Origin of the sequence: Breznakia sp. PFB1-19, assembly GCF_029893935.1 — a bacterium.
Taxonomy (GTDB): domain Bacteria; phylum Bacillota_I; class Bacilli_A; order Erysipelotrichales; family Erysipelotrichaceae; genus Breznakia; species Breznakia blatticola.
Genome location: NZ_JARXXJ010000003.1, coordinates 103,355 through 120,940, shown reverse-complemented (window position 1 = coordinate 120,940; position 17,586 = coordinate 103,355). Strand labels below are relative to the sequence as shown.

Below are 17,586 nucleotides of genomic sequence, written 5' to 3'. Positions count from 1 at the left end.
ATGAATAAAGAACAAGTAAAACAAGAAATCCTTGCAGGAAGTACATCTTTAGGAATTGAATTAGGGTCTACTCGCATTAAAGCAGTTCTTATTGCAAGTGATACAACAGTGATTGCAAGTGGAAATCATGAATGGCAATCACGATTTGAAAATGAAATTTTTACATATAGTGAAGAAGATGTATGGAATGGAATTCAAGCAAGTTATCGAGCATTAAAAGAAGATGTAGAAAAAGCTTACGATGTAAAGTTAGTGAAGATAGGACAAATAGGTATAAGTGCAATGATGCATGGATACATGGTTTTTGATAAGCAAGATAAACTATTAGTTCCATTTCGTACATGGCAAAATACAATGACGCAAGAAGCAAGTAAGAAGTTAACAGAGTTATTTAACTATAAAATACCGCAACGTTGGTCAATTGCCCATTTATATCAAGCAATGCTAGCAAAAGAAGAACATGTTCATGATATTCACTTTTTAAGTACACTTGCTGGATATGTTCACTACAAGTTAACAAATCAAAAAGTGATGGGTGTAGGTGAAGCTAGCGGAATGTTTCCAATTGACTTAGAAACAAAAGATTACAATCAACAAATGATTGATACATTTGATTTACTAGCAAAAGCAGATGGATATTCATGGAACTTACGTGATATCTTACCTTCTGTTTTGCTTGCAGGTGAGCAAGCAGGAACGCTAAGTACATCTGGAGCTTTATTACTTGATCCAAGTGGTGAACTAAAAACTGGTAGTATTTTCTGTCCACCTGAAGGTGATGCAGGAACGGGTATGGTAGCAACCAATGCTGTAGAAGTAAAAACTGGGAATATTTCAGCAGGTACTTCAACTTTTGCCATGGTTGTTTTGGAACATGAATTATCAAAGGTTTATGATGCAGTTGATATTGTTACAACGCCAAGTGGTGAACTTGTTGCTATGGTACATGTTAATAACTGTACGTCAGACTTAAATGCTTGGATGCAACTATTTGAGCAGTTATTAGATACTTTTGGTACCGCGATTTCAAAGCATGAGCTATTTACAACATTATTTAAGAAAGCACTTGAAGGAGATGTTGATTGTGGTGGATTATTAAACTACAACTACTTGTCAGGTGAGCATATTACTGAGATTGATCATGGACGTCCATTATTTGTTCGTACACCAAATTCATCATTTACGCTTGCTAACTTTATGCGAACACAACTATATGCTTCTTTTGGTGTATTAAAACTTGGTATGGATATTTTATTAAAGGAAGAGAAAGTATCTTTAGATTGTATTTATGGACATGGAGGATTTTTCAAAACGGAAGAAGTTGGACAACGTATTTTAGCGGCAGCTTTACGTACTCCAGTTGCACTTATGGAAACTGCTGGTGAAGGTGGTGCATGGGGAATTGCATTACTTGCAAAGTATACTAAAGAAAATACAAAAACGTTAGCTTCTTACTTGAAAGAAGATGTCTTTAAAAATGCAAAACAAGAAATCATTTCACCGCATGAAGATGAAGCTATTGGATTTGATGCATTTATGGAAAAATATGTCGAAGCATTACCAGTTGTAAAGCTTGCTTCTGAATTAATTAGTCAATAAGTATACAATTTTTGTGATAGAAATATACATAGGTATACTCTGTGACAAAATATTGGACAAAAAATGTACCGTATTGCCAATGTTCAAGCACTATAAAAAATGGTACAATAATGCAGAAAGGAAAACGAAGGGAGAAATACTTTTCCCTTTTATTAGGTACGTATGAACTTAAAAGAACACGCAACAAACGTTCGTAAGAACATCATTGACATGGTCTATGCAGCACAATCAGGACACCCAGGTGGTTCATTAAGTGGTGCAGACATCATTACTTACTTGTATTTCGATGAAATGAATATCAACACGGATAATGCTTCATCAAACAATCGTGATCGTTTTGTCTTAAGTAAAGGACATGCTTCACCATTGTTATATGGAATTTTAATGGAGAAAGGTATTATCTCTACGGATTTAATTCCAACATTCAGACAAGTAGATTCAAAACTACAAGGACACCCAAACATGAATTATGTAGAAGGTGTAGATATGTCTACTGGATCATTGGGACAAGGGGTCTCATGTGCAGTAGGAATGGCAATTGCAAATAAAGTGGATAACTCACCAAATCGAGTATATGCAATGCTTGGAGATGGTGAATGTGAAGAAGGTCAAGTATGGGAAGCAGCTATGGCAGCAGCACACTATAAACTTGATAATCTATGTGCAGTTGTAGATTTTAATGGACTACAAATCGATGGAAACATTACAGATGTTATGAATCCAACACCAATTGATGAAAAATTTGCGGCATTCGGATGGAATGTTGTACACATTGACGGACATGATTTTGATGACATTCGTCGTGGGTTTGATGAAGCAAGAAATTGCAAAGGAAAACCAACCATGATTCTAGCCAAAACCACAAAAGGGAAATGTGTAAGTTTCATGGAAGGTGACTATGGATGGCATGGTGTTGCACCAAATAAGGAGCAATACGAAGCAGCAATGGAATGTTTACGTGGAGGTAGTAAGTAATGGCGAAAGTAGCAACAAGAGAAGCATACGGAAAAACCTTAGCGAAGTTAATCGTTGAGAAAGATAACGTTATCGTACTAGATGCAGACTTAACGAAAAGTACAAAAACAATTGATGCAAAAAATGCAAGAGCTGACCATCACTTCAACATGGGGATTGCTGAAGGAAATATGATGAGTGTAGCAGCAGGACTTGCAGCAAGTAATAAAGTTGTATACGCATCTAGTTTTGCAATGTTTGCAGCAGGAAGAGCATTCGAACAAATTCGTAACTCTATCTGTTATCCAAACCTAAATGTAAAAGTATGTGCAACACATGCAGGATTAACCGTTGGAGAAGATGGAGCAAGTCACCAAAGTGTTGAAGATTTAGCACTTATGCGTGCAATTCCAAATATGAAAGTATTCCAACCATGTGATGATATTGAAACTGCAGCAATTATCAATGCAGTATATGATATAGATGGACCATGTTATGTAAGACTTGGACGTTCTGGAGTCGAAAGAGTGAACAATGAAGACTATACATTTGAACTTGGAAAAGGAGTCATCCTCAACAAAGGAGAAAAAGTTGCCATTGTAACTACAGGAATGATGGTGCGAGAAGCATTATCGGCAAAAGACTTATATGAAGGAAACCCGACAATCGTCAATATGCCAACCATCAAACCAATTGATACAGACTTATTGATTGATCTAGCAAAAACACATGATGTAATTGTGACAATTGAAGAGCACAGTATCATTGGCGGACTTGGAGGAGCAGTTGTAGAAGCATTAGCTGAACACAACCTATGTCCAGTTGTTCGTATGGGAGTTAATGACACATTTGGAGAATCAGGAAAACCTGCAGATCTATTAAAGAAATACGGACTTGATAGTCAAGCTATCGCAAACAAAGTAAATACATATCTATAATAAGTAAAGGACTTAGCACAAATTGCCAAGTCCTTTTTTAGAAGTCTAGATGCATATCATATCATACCATACAGCATCACCATGTGTGGAAGAAGAAATTCCTTTATTGTTAAAGCCAAATTGCTCATAGAAGGATAGTAATTGTTTTTTGCATGTAAGAATTATACCTTCACAATTTTGATTTTTACAAGTAGCAATAACATGATTCATAAGAGTTGATGCATAGTGTTTTCCTTGATAATTAGGATGTGTACTAACAGAAAAAATCGCTAAATATATACCATCTGCTTGATACATATCGCTAGAATCATACATAGAATCACAAATGAATGGTGTATTTGTATACATTCCACTAATAAAACTTACAATTTGATTGTTTACTTCCAAAACAAAACAACCGTGTTCATAAGTAGTAAGACGCATCATAATTGCGTGTAAATTTGCTGCCTCTGATTTTGGGAAACAAGAAGCTTCAATTGATGCGATTGTTTGTGCATCATCTAAAGTTGCATAACGTATATTCATAATAATGTTATCTTTCTGATTTGCTAGTAACTTTTTTCCATAAATGGATGTTTTCATTACTCAACATATTCAGCAAATTTTTATCTGCTTGTGGATAGATTTTATAGATACTTTGAACGAGTTGTTTCATATCTTCACGTTTACTTACTCCATCATTTGGACACGTGCTTTCTACGATTGGAAGATCGTATTTTTTAACTGCCTGCTTGATATCTTTTTCGTAAGTATAAATAAGCGGTCGAATAAAATGAATCTCTTTATCTTCATAATAAATATCCGGTTGGAAGGTTTCTAAACGTCCACCATAGATTGCATTTAAGAAAAATGTCTCAATTGCATCATCTGCATGGTGGGCAAAGCATATTTTTGTTGCTTGCCTTTCTTTTGCTATGTTGACGATTGCTCCACGCTTTAAAGTAGAACATAAACTGCAATCATAAGAACCATCTTTGCGTTGATGATATGTCAGAATCTCGTTCATATAGGTGTCTTCTTCATAGTACTCTACACCTAACTTCTTACAATAGTCTTTGATTGGTGTACTATCCATATCAGGAAAATTCATTTTTAGATGAACTGCAAGTAAACGAAATTTCTTATGTTCAAACTTTTGATATAGTGATAAAGCATATAACAATAACATACTGTCTTTACCCCCACTAACACCAACAATAATTAAATCATCCGATTCGATTAAATGAAAGTCTTCATCTGCTTTGCGTAATTGTTTTAGTATTTTCTTCATGCATCTATTATACATAATTCCACTTCTTTAGAATACCGGAATTTACAAATTGTAATAATCACCAATTTCGACAGTTTATTATACATATTTGTTGTAGCGAGTATGGTATAATATGAAAGGAAAAAAGGATGGCTTATGGACGGAATACTCGTAATAAACAAACCAACAGACATGACAAGTCATGATGTTGTAAATATCGCAAGAAGAAAATTAAAGACAAAGAAAATCGGACACACGGGAACTTTAGATCCTAATGCAACTGGTGTTCTTTTATTGTTGGTGGGTAAGGCAACAAAAATCTTACCATTTTTAGAAGATACAGATAAAGAGTATATTGCAACTCTTGCTTTAGGAAAAAAGACATTAAGTGATGATGTTTGGGGTGAAGTGTTAGAAGAAAAAACCATTACACCAATTGAAGATTTTCCTTCACTTTTACAAAAGTTTCAAGGAACCATCACACAAACTCCACCATTGGTTTCTAGTATAAAAGTGAATGGAAAGAAACTCTATGAATACGCTAGAGCAAACGAGCCTGTAGAAATACCAACACGCCAAGTGGATATATACGAAATTGAATGTTTAGATGCATCTGCAATGAAGTTTCGTGTGCACTGTGGTAGTGGAACCTATGTACGCTCACTATGTGTAGATATTGCAGCAGCGAGTAATAACTTAGGTTGTATGTCTTCACTTGTACGCACAAAAGTGGGTCGCTTTGATATAAATCAAGCAACAAGTTTAGATAACTTGGATCTTGAATCCATGAAATTATATCCAATTAAAGAATTGCTCAATCATTTACAGATGGTGGAGTATAAACCAATTGAGGAAATCTATCATGGTAAAAAAATCAAACTAGATACGATTGAAAAGCGTGTATGCATTACGCATGATGGTAATTGTATAGCGATTTACAAACGATTAGATAACGGTTTATATGGTAGTGAAAGAGGACTTTGGTAATGAAAATATTTGATATATATGCAAACAAGCACTATCAAGTAATGAATAAGACAGTTGCTTGTATTGGTTTCTTTGATGGGGTACATGTAGGACATCAACACTTAATCAAACAAACCGTTGAGCTAGCAAAGCAAAAAGGATTAACACCTGCATGTATTACACTTTCAAGAGAACCACTGCAAGTTTTATATCCAGAACGTGATATTAAAACAATTATGGATATTGAACAACGTTTACAAGCAATCGGTTCTTATGGAATTCAACAGTGTTATTTACTACATTTTGATCAAGCGATGGCAAATGTAAGTGCTACTGATTTTATCGAATTACTAAAATCATTATGCATTGATACAATTGTTGCTGGTGAAGATTTTCGCTTTGGTAAGCAAAACAAAGGGGATGTCTTAATGCTTGAAAAACAAATGCCAACAAAAATCATTCCATTAGTTGAGTTATACGGACAAAAAATTTCTTCAACAACAATTATTGAAGCACTAGAAAAAGGTGAAGTGGAATATGTGAGTTCATGTATGAATCGTTACTATGCAATTGATGGTTTTGTTATTCATGGGAATAAAGTTGGAAGTACAAAACTAGGATATCCTACAGCAAATATAGAGTACAACCCATTTATTGTATTACCTCGGGTTGGGGTATACATCGGACGTGTGATTTATGAAGGGAAAACGTATCGAGCAATGATTAACATTGGACATAATCCGACAATCAACCGACGTGATTTTTTATCGCTAGAAGCACATATACTTGATTTTGATCAAGATATCTATGGAAAACGACTTGTTGTTGAGTTTTCAAAGTATTTGCGATATGAAAAGAAGTTTAACAGTAAGGAGGAGTTGATTGAACAGTTAGATAACGATGTTCAATCCGTTAGAGATTATACCTATGAAATTAGAAATGTTTGATATTATTGACAGAAGCATTAATTTATTTCAGGAAAACCAAGAAGAGTATTTGATTATCACTAGAGAAATTAAATACACACTTTTAAATATGTTGGATTCAGAAATTCATACTGGAATTACGACGCGAATTAAAACAGAGATGTCTTTACGTGAAAAGATTATCCGTAATCGTTACTATTTGACATTTGATTCACCAAGAGCAATTGTCGATAATATGCATGATTTAATTGGTTTGAAAATTGATGTGCGTTTTATTGAAGATGAATTTAAAGCATATAAACAATTGAAAGAATTTTTCAATGTGCAATTGGAAGATGGATATTATATTAATTATCATCATAAAAATTTAGCACTTGATATGGGAAGTTTTCAACCACAGACACAAAAGAACGGATATACGATTTATCGAATTGATGGATATTTCTTAAATGGAACCCATAAAGTACGTTTTGAACTGCAAATCAAAAGTCTAGTTAACTCGTTTTGGTCAGATATTGAACATAAACTTGTCTATAAAAATCATACCTTTCGTGTAGCGGATGGAATGATTAAAGATATGTTGAGTTCAATTAAAGCGAATTTAGTGATTATCGATCGACAATTGCAAATCATTTATGATTCGTTTGATGGTGAAAATCAAATAACGAGCAGTTTTAACTCCAGATTTTCATTCGAAGAGTTAATAAGTAAAGCAATCAATGATTTGTGTTTACAAAAACTACAAACTTCGATTGGTTTTGGTGTGGATATACGAGGCACCAGTGCAATTCTTGGACATTATATATTTGAAAAAGACTTAATGGATTACAGCAATAAAGATCAAATATTATCGTTACTAGGAATTTTTAAACGAATTCAAGATGATGACATGGATTTTGAAAATGCGCTTGTTGTACATCCGCCAAAACGTGCGAAAGATGCATTTAGTAAAGCAATTTCAAACTTCTTTATTGAAGTGATGAATAAGGACTTTGAGTGGTATGTATTCTTTAAAATACTATTTGCAGTAGAACCAGGAAATAATGATCAAGACTTTGCATTGTTTGTGAAAGTATTCCATGATTCTATTATTGAAAATGATTGTTATGAAAAGCGGTTTAAAAGTTGTAGTCAAAGTGATGCAACTTTAGTTATTCGAGATTTAGAGTTAATGTTAGCACAAGCACTCATTCAAGTAGAAACGATTCAAATCGTACACAACGAAAGAATCAAGAAAATTCAAGAAACCTATAATAACTTCTTAAACAGTGTAGATAAACGAATTATTAATTACATTGATTTTGAAGTGAATAAAGAGAATTACCAAAAAGAATTATCTGACAGTGTTGCTCAACTATTTTAGTCTTTGTTGTGCTATAATAAATCAGAGAGGTGAAAATAAGTATGGCTCAAGAATATATTGCAATGAACACAAAAGAAAAAGGATTGGTTGCTTTAAGTACAGAAGTATTTTCTAGTATTGCAGCTGTTTGTATAGATGAAGATCAAGCAGTTGAAATTGCTGATAAGAAAGCATTTAAAAATGCAATTCAATCTAAAGTTGTAAACGATCGTTTACATATCATCGTAAACGTAAAGGTAAAATACAATTCAAATGTACCTGATGTTGCAAGTAACTTACAACGTAAGATTTATGAAAACATCAAACACATGTGTGATATTGAACCAGAAGAAATTGATATTCGAGTAATCGGGTTTGATTTTAAAGAGTAGTTTCGACTATTCTTTTTTTATGGAAAGACTTTGGTTTCCATTTCATTATTGCTGTATAATGAAATGTGGAGGAAATCGAATGAAGAAAAAATATATGTTTTTTGACTTGGATGGTACACTAACAACAGGGGTGAAGCATGGAAATGAGATTCCTAAGCTTACATTAGATACGATCCAAGCATTAAAAGAACGAGGACATTTTCTATCGCTAGCGACAGGACGACCACACTATCATGCAAAAGAAATGGCCAAACAACTTGGAATTCATCACATTGTTAGTAATGGTGGATATTGTGCCCAGGTTGATGATGAGATGATATTTCATGAAGGAATGAATCAAGAAGAAGTGCAAGCATTACTAAACACCTGTAAGGAATATCAAATCCCAATTGCGGTATCAAAAGATGGGGATGATCAATTTGTGACAAACAGTTTAGCTTTAAAGCAAACGATTGATTCATTTAACTTTTGGGGGAAAGTAACAATTGATCCATATTTTGATCCAAATTCATATGAAAAGATAACACGTATGATTGTGGATGAATCATATCGTAAATATGAGCATTTACATACATTCAAAGATATAATTCTTGTTGGTTATTATTCACCATTTATGATTGTTGAACCAGATGATAAATATGGTGGAATTCAAAAGATGATGAAATACTTAGATGCACCACTTGAAGATGTGGTTTGTTTCGGAGATGGACATAATGATATTTCAATGGTTAGTCAAGCAGCAACCGGGATTGCGATGGGAAATGCAGTTGATGAACTGAAGGATATTGCTACATATGTGACGACCAATTGTGATGAAGATGGAATCTTACATGCATGTAAACATTTTGGTTGGTTATAAGCATATACAGTGTTGTGAACATACAAGAAAGTCAATTCCAAAAAACGCGAAACAAAGAATGGGTTACCTATTCTTTTTTTTTGGCCACTGTGATATAATTCACTAGCATTTTGTGTTAGAATAAGAGATGAAAATAAGGAGTATTTTATGAATCGTCACGAAACCAGAGAAGTCGCAATGACTAGTCTATATCAAAGTTTTTTATTACAAAAAGACATCAAGCGGGTACTTGTAGATAATGATAAAATTGGGAATGAAATCCCACCGTTTTTGTATACAATTACAATTGATGCTACAAAGAATCTACCTGTATATAAAGAACGTATTAACAAGGTCTTAAATGGTAGTTGGAACTTTGATCGCTTAGGTTATATTGAGCAAGCAATATTACTTATTGCTGCTACAGAGCTAGATTTTGAAACTGCGCAGCGTCAAATTATTATTGATGAAGCCATCGAATTAGCAAAAAAATACTGTGATGATGATGCTTATAAACTAATCAATGGAGTATTGGATCGCCTATGAGTCAAGTTGTAGAGTTACGAAAACTCGCTGCATATGTAAAACGCGCAATTGATGGGGATCCAAAATTGCGCTCTTTATATGTTAAGGGTGAAATATCGAACTTTACACATCATCGTAGTGGTCATATGTATTTTTCTTTAAAGGACCAAAATGTTTCCATGAGTTGTGTGATGTTTGCAAGTCACACCAGAAATGTAAAATTCCAAGTTCGTGAAGGAATGCAAGTGATTGTTTTGTGTAGTGTAAGTATGTATGAAGCCCGCGGTAGTGTACAACTGTATGTTACCAATATGCAAAGCGATGGAGAAGGGGATTTGTATTTACGTCTTGAACAGTTAAAAGCACAACTTCATAAAGAAGGTTTGTTTGCTGTTGAACATAAAAAACAAATACCAACCTATCCAATGGATATTGCAATTATAAGTGCAAAAACCGGAGCTGCAATTCAAGATGTGTTCAGTATTATCGAACGAAGATGGCCAGCTGCAAAAGTGAAATTATATCCTAGTTTGGTCCAAGGTGAACAAGCAGCAAGCAATATTATTCAAAATTTGAGAATTGCAGATCAAAATCATCATGAAGTTATATTACTTGTACGTGGTGGTGGATCCATTGAAGACTTGTGGTGTTTCAATGATGAAATGCTAGCTCGTCAAATACATGCAATGCAAACGCCGATTGTCACAGGGGTGGGACATGAGACGGATACAACACTGGTTGATTATGTAAGTGATTTACGTGCACCTACACCAAGTGCTGCTGCAGAAATTGTAACGCCTGACATTCATGAAGTAGAAATGCGTTTACAAGAAATAAAGGCACGTGCGATCCGCAAAGTAGAGCAACTACTACTAGATAGTCGTAGTGAACTGCTTTATTATCAAGAAAAGCCATTGTTATCAAATAAAGATGCATTGACTAAAGATGATGCATTACATTTACAACTGATTGTACAACGATTAAGTAAAAGTAAGGTATATTATGAAAGAAATGCAAGTGCATTAATTAGAGCAAAAGAAAGATTATATACAAGTGTAAAACAGTATAGTCAAAAACAAAGACAGGACTATGAAAAGAAAGTTGCATTACTAGATGCATATAGTCCACTTAAAATATTAAACCGCGGTTACGCGGTAACTTTTGATCAAGATGACCATGTAATTAAAAGTGTAAATGATGTACATGTTGGACAAGACATTCATATACGATTACAAGATGGAGAAATCAAAGCGAAAGTCGAGGGAGAAACAGATGGAAAGTAAAATGACATTTAGAGAGAGAATGAATCGTTTGGATACAGTAGTAAGCCAACTAGAACGCAATGAAGTGGAACTAGAAGATGCTATCGATTTATTAAAAGAAGCACTGCTAATTGTAAAAAGTTGCGATGAGCAACTACAAGGATTTGAAGAACAAGTTTCACAACTAATTGCAGAAGAAGTAAATGAAAGTGAGGCAACACATGAGTAAGTTTGATATTGAACCATACTTACAAGATGCCTTAGCGTATGCACCAGACGGTGTGGTAAAAGAAGCAGCGTATTATTCGTTATTAAATGGTGGTAAGCATGTACGTAGTAACATATTGTTTGCAACTTTGGATGCATATCACATTCCTTTAAATAAAGGGATTGATGCAGCTATCGCAATCGAAATGATTCACACATATTCATTAATTCACGATGATCTACCAAGCATGGATAATGATACCATGCGTCGAGGCAAACCAACTTGTCACATTAAATATGGAGAAGACATTGCAATTCTTGCTGGAGATACATTATTAACAGAAGCGTTTCGTTATGCTGCAAAAAGTTGTGAAAGAGGCATTGATACAGGTTTAGTGATTGAACAATTTGTTAATGCAGCTGGTATCAAAGGAATGATCTATGGACAACAACTTGATATTCAAAATGAAAATAAAGCAATTGAACTAGATGAATTAAAAGAAATCAATAATTATAAAACTGCAAAACTGATTACACTACCACTTATTATTGGTAGTATCATTGCAGACAAATACAGTAGTGATAAAGAATGTTGGGAGCAAATTGGATATAAACTTGGTTTAGCTTTCCAAATTCAAGATGATATTTTAGATGTAACTGCATCATCTGAAATGTTAGGTAAAGATGCAAAAAGTGATGAAAGAAATCAAAAAACAACATATGTGTCTTTACTTGGATTAGAAAAAAGTAAGGAAATTGTCGAAACTTTGTTAAATGATATAGAGAATCTACTTGATACTTTAATCATTGATAAACGTTCGATGACAGAGTTGATTGATCAACTAAGAAATCGTCAAAAATAGGAGTTACTATGAATGTACTAGATATAAAACAACCATCAGATATTAAAGTGTTATCCATACCCGAATTAGAAAAACTTGCGAAGGATATTCGTAGTTTTTTAGTTGAATCGATAGCACAAACAGGTGGTCATTTATCTAGTAATTTAGGAATTGTTGAATTAACATTAGCCATGCATTATGTGTTTCAATCACCAAGTGATAAGTTTATTTATGATGTAGGACATCAGTCGTATATTCATAAAATACTTACTGGACGTGCAAAAGAGTTTTCGAAACTACGTCAATATCAAGGGATTTCTGGATTTCAAAAACGTAAAGAAAGTGAACATGACTCATGGGAAGCAGGTCACTCTTCCACTGCGCTAAGTGCTGCGCTTGGTTTTGCAGTTGCACGTGATTTGAATAAAGAAGACTATCAAGTATTACCAGTTGTTGGTGATGGTAGTTTAGCTAGTGGAATGTCATTTGAAGCACTTAATGAAATTGGTAGTGAGAAACGCAAAATGGTGATTGTGTTTAATGATAATGAGATGTCCATTTCTAAAAATGTTGGAGCAATGTCACAAACCTTCACAAAACTTCGTTCAAGTAAACGATATACTGGATTCAAACATGGATTACAGGAATTTTTAAGTAGTAATAGCGCAGGTCAAAATGTATTAGAAGGATTGCGCGATTTAAAAAATAACATTAAACATACAGTTGTTGATGCTTCCTTTTTCGATGATTTTGGTCTTGATTATATTGGACCAATTGATGGTCATAATCTACACGAATTGATTCGTGTTTTTGAAGTCGTAAAAAAACATGATGGTCCGATTGTTGTACATGTAATTACGCAAAAAGGAAAAGGATACTTACCTGCACAATTAGATGATACTGGTGCTTGGCATGGGGTTGGCAAATTTGATGTAGCAAGTGGGAAAATGCTAAGTACAAAACCCATTGATCATAAAGATTGGAGTTCCATCATGTCTGATGGTCTACTTCGCTTAGCTAAAGAAAATGAAGATATTGTAGCTTTGACACCAGCAATGATGGCAGGTTCAAAACTACAAGGATTTTATGAAACATATCCAGAACGTTTCTTTGATTGTGGTATTGCTGAAGAACATGCAGTGACATTTGCAGCTGCTTTAGCAGCAGCAGGGAAGCGACCATTTATTTCCATTTATTCATCGTTTTTACAACGAGCATATGATCAAATGAATCATGATATTGCGCGTATGAATTTACCAGTTGTAGTTTCTGTAGACCGTGCTGGTTTAGTTGGTGAAGATGGAGAAACACATCATGGTCTATTTGATATTGCAATGTTTAGAAATGTACCAAACCTCGTCTTATCACAACCAAAAGATGCAAAAGAAGCACATGATTTATTATATAGTGCCTTTCTACATCAAAAACCATGGCTAATTCGAATTCCAAGAGGAAGTGTTGCAGATAACCAAGATCCATTTACAGCGATTGAAATTGGTTCTTGGAGTAAATGGCAAGCAAGTGATGCGGTCGATGCATTTATTCTTACGTATGGACCAGATGTAGATAATTGTATTCAAAAGGCGAAATTAGAAAAACTGAATGTTGCTATTATAAATGCGCGTTTCTTTAAACCGCTTGATACAGCGATGTTACAGCAAATACTAACAAGTAGTAAACCGGTTGTCATTTACGAAACAGATATGAAAGCTGGTGGTTTATCTAGTGCTGTTTTAGAATATGCAAATGATCATAATATCGATGCAAATATTGTTCGTTTAGGAATTGATGATCATTTTGTTTGTCACGGAAATACGCAAGTATTACGCCAAGTTGAACATATTGATCTTGACAGTTGCTTTATGGAACTAAAAAAGGTGCTTACATGCGATTAGATCAATATCTTGCAACATATAAAGATGTGAAATCACGTGCTGCAGCACAAGATTTAATCAAAGAGGGATATGTGGAAGTGAATAAAAAAATCATTCGCAAACCTGCATATACAATCAATGATACAGATTGTATAGTTGTGCATAAACCTGAACATGAGTTTGCAAGTCGCGGTGGTTTGAAATTGTTCTATGCAATTGAGAAATACCAGGTGCAACTTTCAGATAAAGTTGTGCTTGATATTGGTGCATCCACTGGTGGATTTACTGATGTTTGTTTGCAGCAAGGTGCACGTCACGTATATGCTGTAGATGTTGGCGTTGATCAACTTGTACAATCTTTAAAAGATAACCCAAAAGTAAGTAATTTTGAGAATTGTGATATTCGCACACTAGACCCAGCGAAAATCGAACAAGTTATTGATTTTATATGTATTGATGTATCTTTTATATCACTGAAGAAAATCTTTGATGTTGTTGCTGCATATTGCAATGATAAAACAGAATTGCTTGTATTAGTAAAACCACAATTTGAAGTAGGGAAGAACTTTGTGAATAAACAAGGTGTCGTAAAAGATAAAAATGTACATAAACGACTATTGCAAGACTATATGGATTACTTTCAATCTCTTGGATTTGGAATCAAAGCAATCGATAAAGCCGCAATACAAGGTCGTTCAGGTAATCAAGAATATATTTTCTATATGAAATATCATAGTGTATCAAAATCGATACACATTCAGGATGTATTGAAGGGAGAATAAGATGATTCTAAGTTTATATGTCAAAAATTTCGTGTTAATTGATGAACTAACTTTGGATTTTCAAAATGGATTCTCTGCGTTCAGTGGAGAAACGGGTGCTGGTAAATCGCTTTTTATTGATGCCATTTCTATATTGTGTGGTGCAAAAGTATCACCAAGTTTTATTCAAAAAGGTGCAAAAAAAGCAGTGCTTGAGATGTGTGTGGAAGTACATAAAAACCATCCATCACTACAGAAATTAGCTGAAGCAGAAATTGAAGTTGAAGATCACAGTTTTATTATTTCAAAAACATTTACACAAGAAGGAAAAAGTACAACAAAGGTAAATTCACGTAATGTTACTGCTGCTTTCTTGCGCGATCTAATGAGTGACGTTATCGATATTCACTCGCAACACGATTCACAGTACTTACTCAATCCAAAATCTCATCTTGGTTTGCTTGATAATTTTGTCCAAGACGATGATTTAACAAGTAGCGTACGTACTGCATACAAAGACTATAAACAGAAACAACAAGAATTGGATACACTATTGGAAAAAGAATTTAATCAAGAGGATCTTGATTTCTTTACGTTCCAATTAGATGAAATTAATGCACTTGATGCATCGGAAAATGAAATTGAAGAACTAGAAAGCTATCAAAAGGATATGATGGCTTTTGAGCGCGTTTCTAAGGCGTTAAACGAAGCAATGCAAGCAATTGATACATCGAGTTATGAAAATGTTTATGAAGCTACAAAAGCGTTAGACGAGCTTGATCAAGATGCGTTAGTAAAAATCAAAGAAGAAATGTTAAATGCATACTATTTAATTGATGAGCAAAAAGATGCTCTACATGCTTATGCAAGTTCACTTGAGTATGATGAAGAAAAACTTAATCAAGTTCAAGAGCGTTTATTTCAAATACAAAAGATTGTGCGTAAACACGGACATACATTTAAAGATGTGCTTCATAAAAAAGAAGAACTAGAAACAAAAATAGAACTATTTAGTGATCGTGATGCAGCAATCGCATTAAAACAACAAGAAATTGAGCAACTATATCAAGAGTTTTATAAGCATGCTAGTAAATTAAGTGAAAAGCGTAAACAACGTGCAAAAGAATTAGAAAAAGAAATTCAAGTACAGTTAGAAGATTTATATTTACCAAATGCAAAATTTGAAATTACATTTACAAAACAAGATAGTGTACATGGAATTGATGGGGTGGAATTCTACATCTCGATGAATAAAGGAGAAAGCTTACGTCCACTGACGAAAGTAATTTCCGGTGGAGAACTTTCACGTTTAATGTTGGGATTGAAAGTTATCTTCACAAAACTACAGCATATTGAAACAATTATCTTTGATGAAATTGATACAGGAGTATCTGGTAAAGTAGCATATGCAATTGGACAAAAGATGAAAGAACTTGCAAAAGTAACACAAGTATTCTCGATTACGCATTTAGCTCCAGTAGCTGCACATGCAGATGCACATTATTTAGTGAAAAAAGAAGAAGTAAATAATCATACAAGTACTTCGATTGTATCACTATCTTATGATGAACGAATTCGAGAACTTGCAATGATCTCAACAAATTCACTATCGGATAAAGCTCTTGATGCCGCGAAAGAACTACTTGATTCATGCGAGGAATCTCATGGCTAAGGTTATCTTTCACATTGATTTAAATGCGTATTTTGCCAATGCTGAAGTAATTCGCAACAGTTCTTTAGCAGGACAACCCATCGTTGTTGGTGGGTTAAGTAAGCGTAGTGTTGTATGTACAGCAAGCTATGAAGCACGTGCATATGGTGTCCATTCTGCGATGCCTTTACATGAAGCTTTACGTTTATGTCCAGATCTGATTGTGGTACAAGGAGATCATGATTACTATAAAGAACTATCAAAAAAGTTTTTCGCTTTTATAAAAACCTATACACCGTTTGTTGAAATCGCAAGTATTGATGAATGTTATGCAGATATGAGTGAAGTAATAAAAAACTATGAACGTCCCCTTGATTTAGCTTGGGAAATTCAACAACGTTTAAAAGATGAGTTAAAATTAAAATGTTCGATTGGTATTGGTCCAACGAAATTTCTAGCAAAGATGGCAAGTGATCGTTATAAACCACTTGGAATCTATGTGATTCGCAAACAAGAATTGGATAAGAAATTATGGCCTCTTCCAATTGGCGATATGATGGGGATTGGAAAGAAAACAGCACCGATATTGATTCAACATGTAATTGAAACGATTGGAGATTTAGTTAAGGATGAAAATTATGCAATTGTTCGTCCTATACTAGGTAAACATACACTCCAAATGATTCAAAAAGCCAAAGGGATAAGTAGTGATCGAATTGAATTCTCCAACACGGTACAATCAATTTCTCAATCAACAACATTTGTTAGCGATGTTGAAGAATATAACGAACTAGTTGGTATCTTGCGTAAACTAGCTGCTTCACTTTCAAATCGTGCAAAACAAAAAGCGATGTCAGGAAAGCTGATATCTGTATCAATTCGCTATTTTGATTTTCGTAATGTAGTTCGATCAATTACAGTAGAAGAATATATCCAAGATGCAGATAAGATACTTGAAGTTGCTTTATCTTTGTTCGATGAAAATTATGAGGACATTCCAATTCGACATTTAGGAATTGGGTTAGGAAGTTTAAAGTCAGATAATGAAAGAGTTGATCAATTAAGTTTATTCAACTATGAAAGCAAGTACAAAAAACTAGATATCATTGATGAACTGAATAAAGATATACTAGGAAGCAAATTGGTATATGCTTCAAGTTTATTAGATAAAAAGGATCATAAGTAAGTGTTTTTTACAAAATTGTAAGAAACACTTTTTGTTATACAATAATCAGCAAAGTATATGTATTTGAGTTGTAC

Annotated in this window: 18 protein-coding genes; 16 read left to right on the top strand and 2 right to left on the bottom strand. The window is 34.0% G+C overall.

Annotated features, from left to right (window positions below; genetic code table 11):
• The 3 genes from M2098_RS02840 to M2098_RS02830 all read left to right on the top strand — a co-directional run bounded on the left by M2098_RS02840 (window position 1) and on the right by M2098_RS02830 (window position 3,491).
• Window positions 1–1,599 carry an FGGY-family carbohydrate kinase gene (locus M2098_RS02840; RefSeq protein WP_280681412.1) on the top strand — a complete coding sequence of 533 codons (1,599 nt, stop codon included), beginning with the start codon at window positions 1–3 and terminating at the stop codon, window positions 1,597–1,599.
• Window positions 1,600–1,761: 162 nt separating this feature from the next.
• Window positions 1,762–2,574 (top strand): transketolase, encoded by an 813-nt coding sequence (locus M2098_RS02835; protein ID WP_280681414.1) that lies wholly within the window; start codon window positions 1,762–1,764, stop codon window positions 2,572–2,574.
• Window positions 2,574–3,491 carry a transketolase C-terminal domain-containing protein gene (locus M2098_RS02830; RefSeq protein ID WP_280681416.1) on the top strand — a complete coding sequence of 306 codons (918 nt, stop codon included), beginning with the start codon at window positions 2,574–2,576 and terminating at the stop codon, window positions 3,489–3,491. Before M2098_RS02835 ends, M2098_RS02830 begins: the two co-directional genes overlap by 1 nt.
• Before the next feature lie 45 nt (window positions 3,492–3,536).
• On the opposite strand, the gene M2098_RS02825 is transcribed toward M2098_RS02830, so the two are convergent.
• Window positions 3,537–4,016, bottom strand: coding sequence for a GNAT family N-acetyltransferase (locus M2098_RS02825; protein ID WP_280712688.1), 480 nt, complete (start codon window positions 4,014–4,016; stop codon window positions 3,537–3,539).
• 7 nt (window positions 4,017–4,023) lie between these two features.
• Window positions 4,024–4,776, bottom strand: a complete 753-nt coding sequence (locus M2098_RS02820; RefSeq protein WP_280681420.1) for an ATP-binding protein — start codon at window positions 4,774–4,776, stop codon at window positions 4,024–4,026.
• A gap of 120 nt (window positions 4,777–4,896) precedes the next feature.
• On the opposite strand from M2098_RS02820, the gene truB reads away from it, so the two are divergent.
• From truB to dinB, 13 genes are all read left to right on the top strand, one after another.
• A complete protein-coding gene (gene truB, locus M2098_RS02815) occupies window positions 4,897–5,727 on the top strand; it encodes a tRNA pseudouridine(55) synthase TruB (RefSeq protein WP_280681422.1) in 831 nt (276 codons plus the stop codon).
• Window positions 5,727–6,653: a bifunctional riboflavin kinase/FAD synthetase gene (locus M2098_RS02810; RefSeq protein WP_280681424.1), complete on the top strand. Its 927-nt coding sequence runs from the start codon at window positions 5,727–5,729 to the stop codon at window positions 6,651–6,653. The genes truB and M2098_RS02810 overlap by 1 nt, the downstream gene beginning before the upstream one ends.
• A complete protein-coding gene (locus M2098_RS02805; protein WP_280681426.1) occupies window positions 6,634–7,995 on the top strand; it encodes a RelA/spoT family protein in 1,362 nt (453 codons plus the stop codon). Before M2098_RS02810 ends, M2098_RS02805 begins: the two co-directional genes overlap by 20 nt.
• A gap of 41 nt (window positions 7,996–8,036) precedes the next feature.
• A complete protein-coding gene (locus tag M2098_RS02800; protein WP_280681428.1) occupies window positions 8,037–8,366 on the top strand; it encodes an Asp23/Gls24 family envelope stress response protein in 330 nt (109 codons plus the stop codon).
• Window positions 8,367–8,445: 79 nt separating this feature from the next.
• Window positions 8,446–9,225, top strand: coding sequence for an HAD family hydrolase (locus M2098_RS02795; protein ID WP_280681430.1), 780 nt, complete (start codon window positions 8,446–8,448; stop codon window positions 9,223–9,225).
• 147 nt (window positions 9,226–9,372) lie between these two features.
• Window positions 9,373–9,750, top strand: a complete 378-nt coding sequence (gene nusB, locus M2098_RS02790; protein WP_134170279.1) for a transcription antitermination factor NusB — start codon at window positions 9,373–9,375, stop codon at window positions 9,748–9,750.
• A complete protein-coding gene (gene xseA, locus M2098_RS02785; protein ID WP_280681434.1) occupies window positions 9,747–11,012 on the top strand; it encodes an exodeoxyribonuclease VII large subunit in 1,266 nt (421 codons plus the stop codon). Before nusB ends, xseA begins: the two co-directional genes overlap by 4 nt.
• A complete protein-coding gene (gene xseB, locus M2098_RS02780; protein ID WP_280681436.1) occupies window positions 11,002–11,220 on the top strand; it encodes an exodeoxyribonuclease VII small subunit in 219 nt (72 codons plus the stop codon). The genes xseA and xseB overlap by 11 nt, the downstream gene beginning before the upstream one ends.
• Window positions 11,213–12,061 carry a polyprenyl synthetase family protein gene (locus M2098_RS02775; protein WP_280681438.1) on the top strand — a complete coding sequence of 283 codons (849 nt, stop codon included), beginning with the start codon at window positions 11,213–11,215 and terminating at the stop codon, window positions 12,059–12,061. Before xseB ends, M2098_RS02775 begins: the two co-directional genes overlap by 8 nt.
• 8 nt (window positions 12,062–12,069) lie before the next feature.
• On the top strand, window positions 12,070–13,935 hold the full coding sequence (gene dxs, locus M2098_RS02770; RefSeq protein ID WP_280681439.1) for a 1-deoxy-D-xylulose-5-phosphate synthase: 1,866 nt from the start codon (window positions 12,070–12,072) through the stop codon (window positions 13,933–13,935).
• Window positions 13,926–14,696 carry a TlyA family RNA methyltransferase gene (locus M2098_RS02765; protein WP_280681441.1) on the top strand — a complete coding sequence of 257 codons (771 nt, stop codon included), beginning with the start codon at window positions 13,926–13,928 and terminating at the stop codon, window positions 14,694–14,696. Before dxs ends, M2098_RS02765 begins: the two co-directional genes overlap by 10 nt.
• Window position 14,697: 1 nt before the next feature.
• Window positions 14,698–16,347 carry a DNA repair protein RecN gene (gene recN / locus M2098_RS02760; protein WP_280681443.1) on the top strand — a complete coding sequence of 550 codons (1,650 nt, stop codon included), beginning with the start codon at window positions 14,698–14,700 and terminating at the stop codon, window positions 16,345–16,347.
• Window positions 16,340–17,512: a DNA polymerase IV gene (dinB, locus tag M2098_RS02755; RefSeq protein ID WP_280681445.1), complete on the top strand. Its 1,173-nt coding sequence runs from the start codon at window positions 16,340–16,342 to the stop codon at window positions 17,510–17,512. The genes recN and dinB overlap by 8 nt, the downstream gene beginning before the upstream one ends.
• Window positions 17,513–17,586 lie beyond the last annotated feature (74 nt).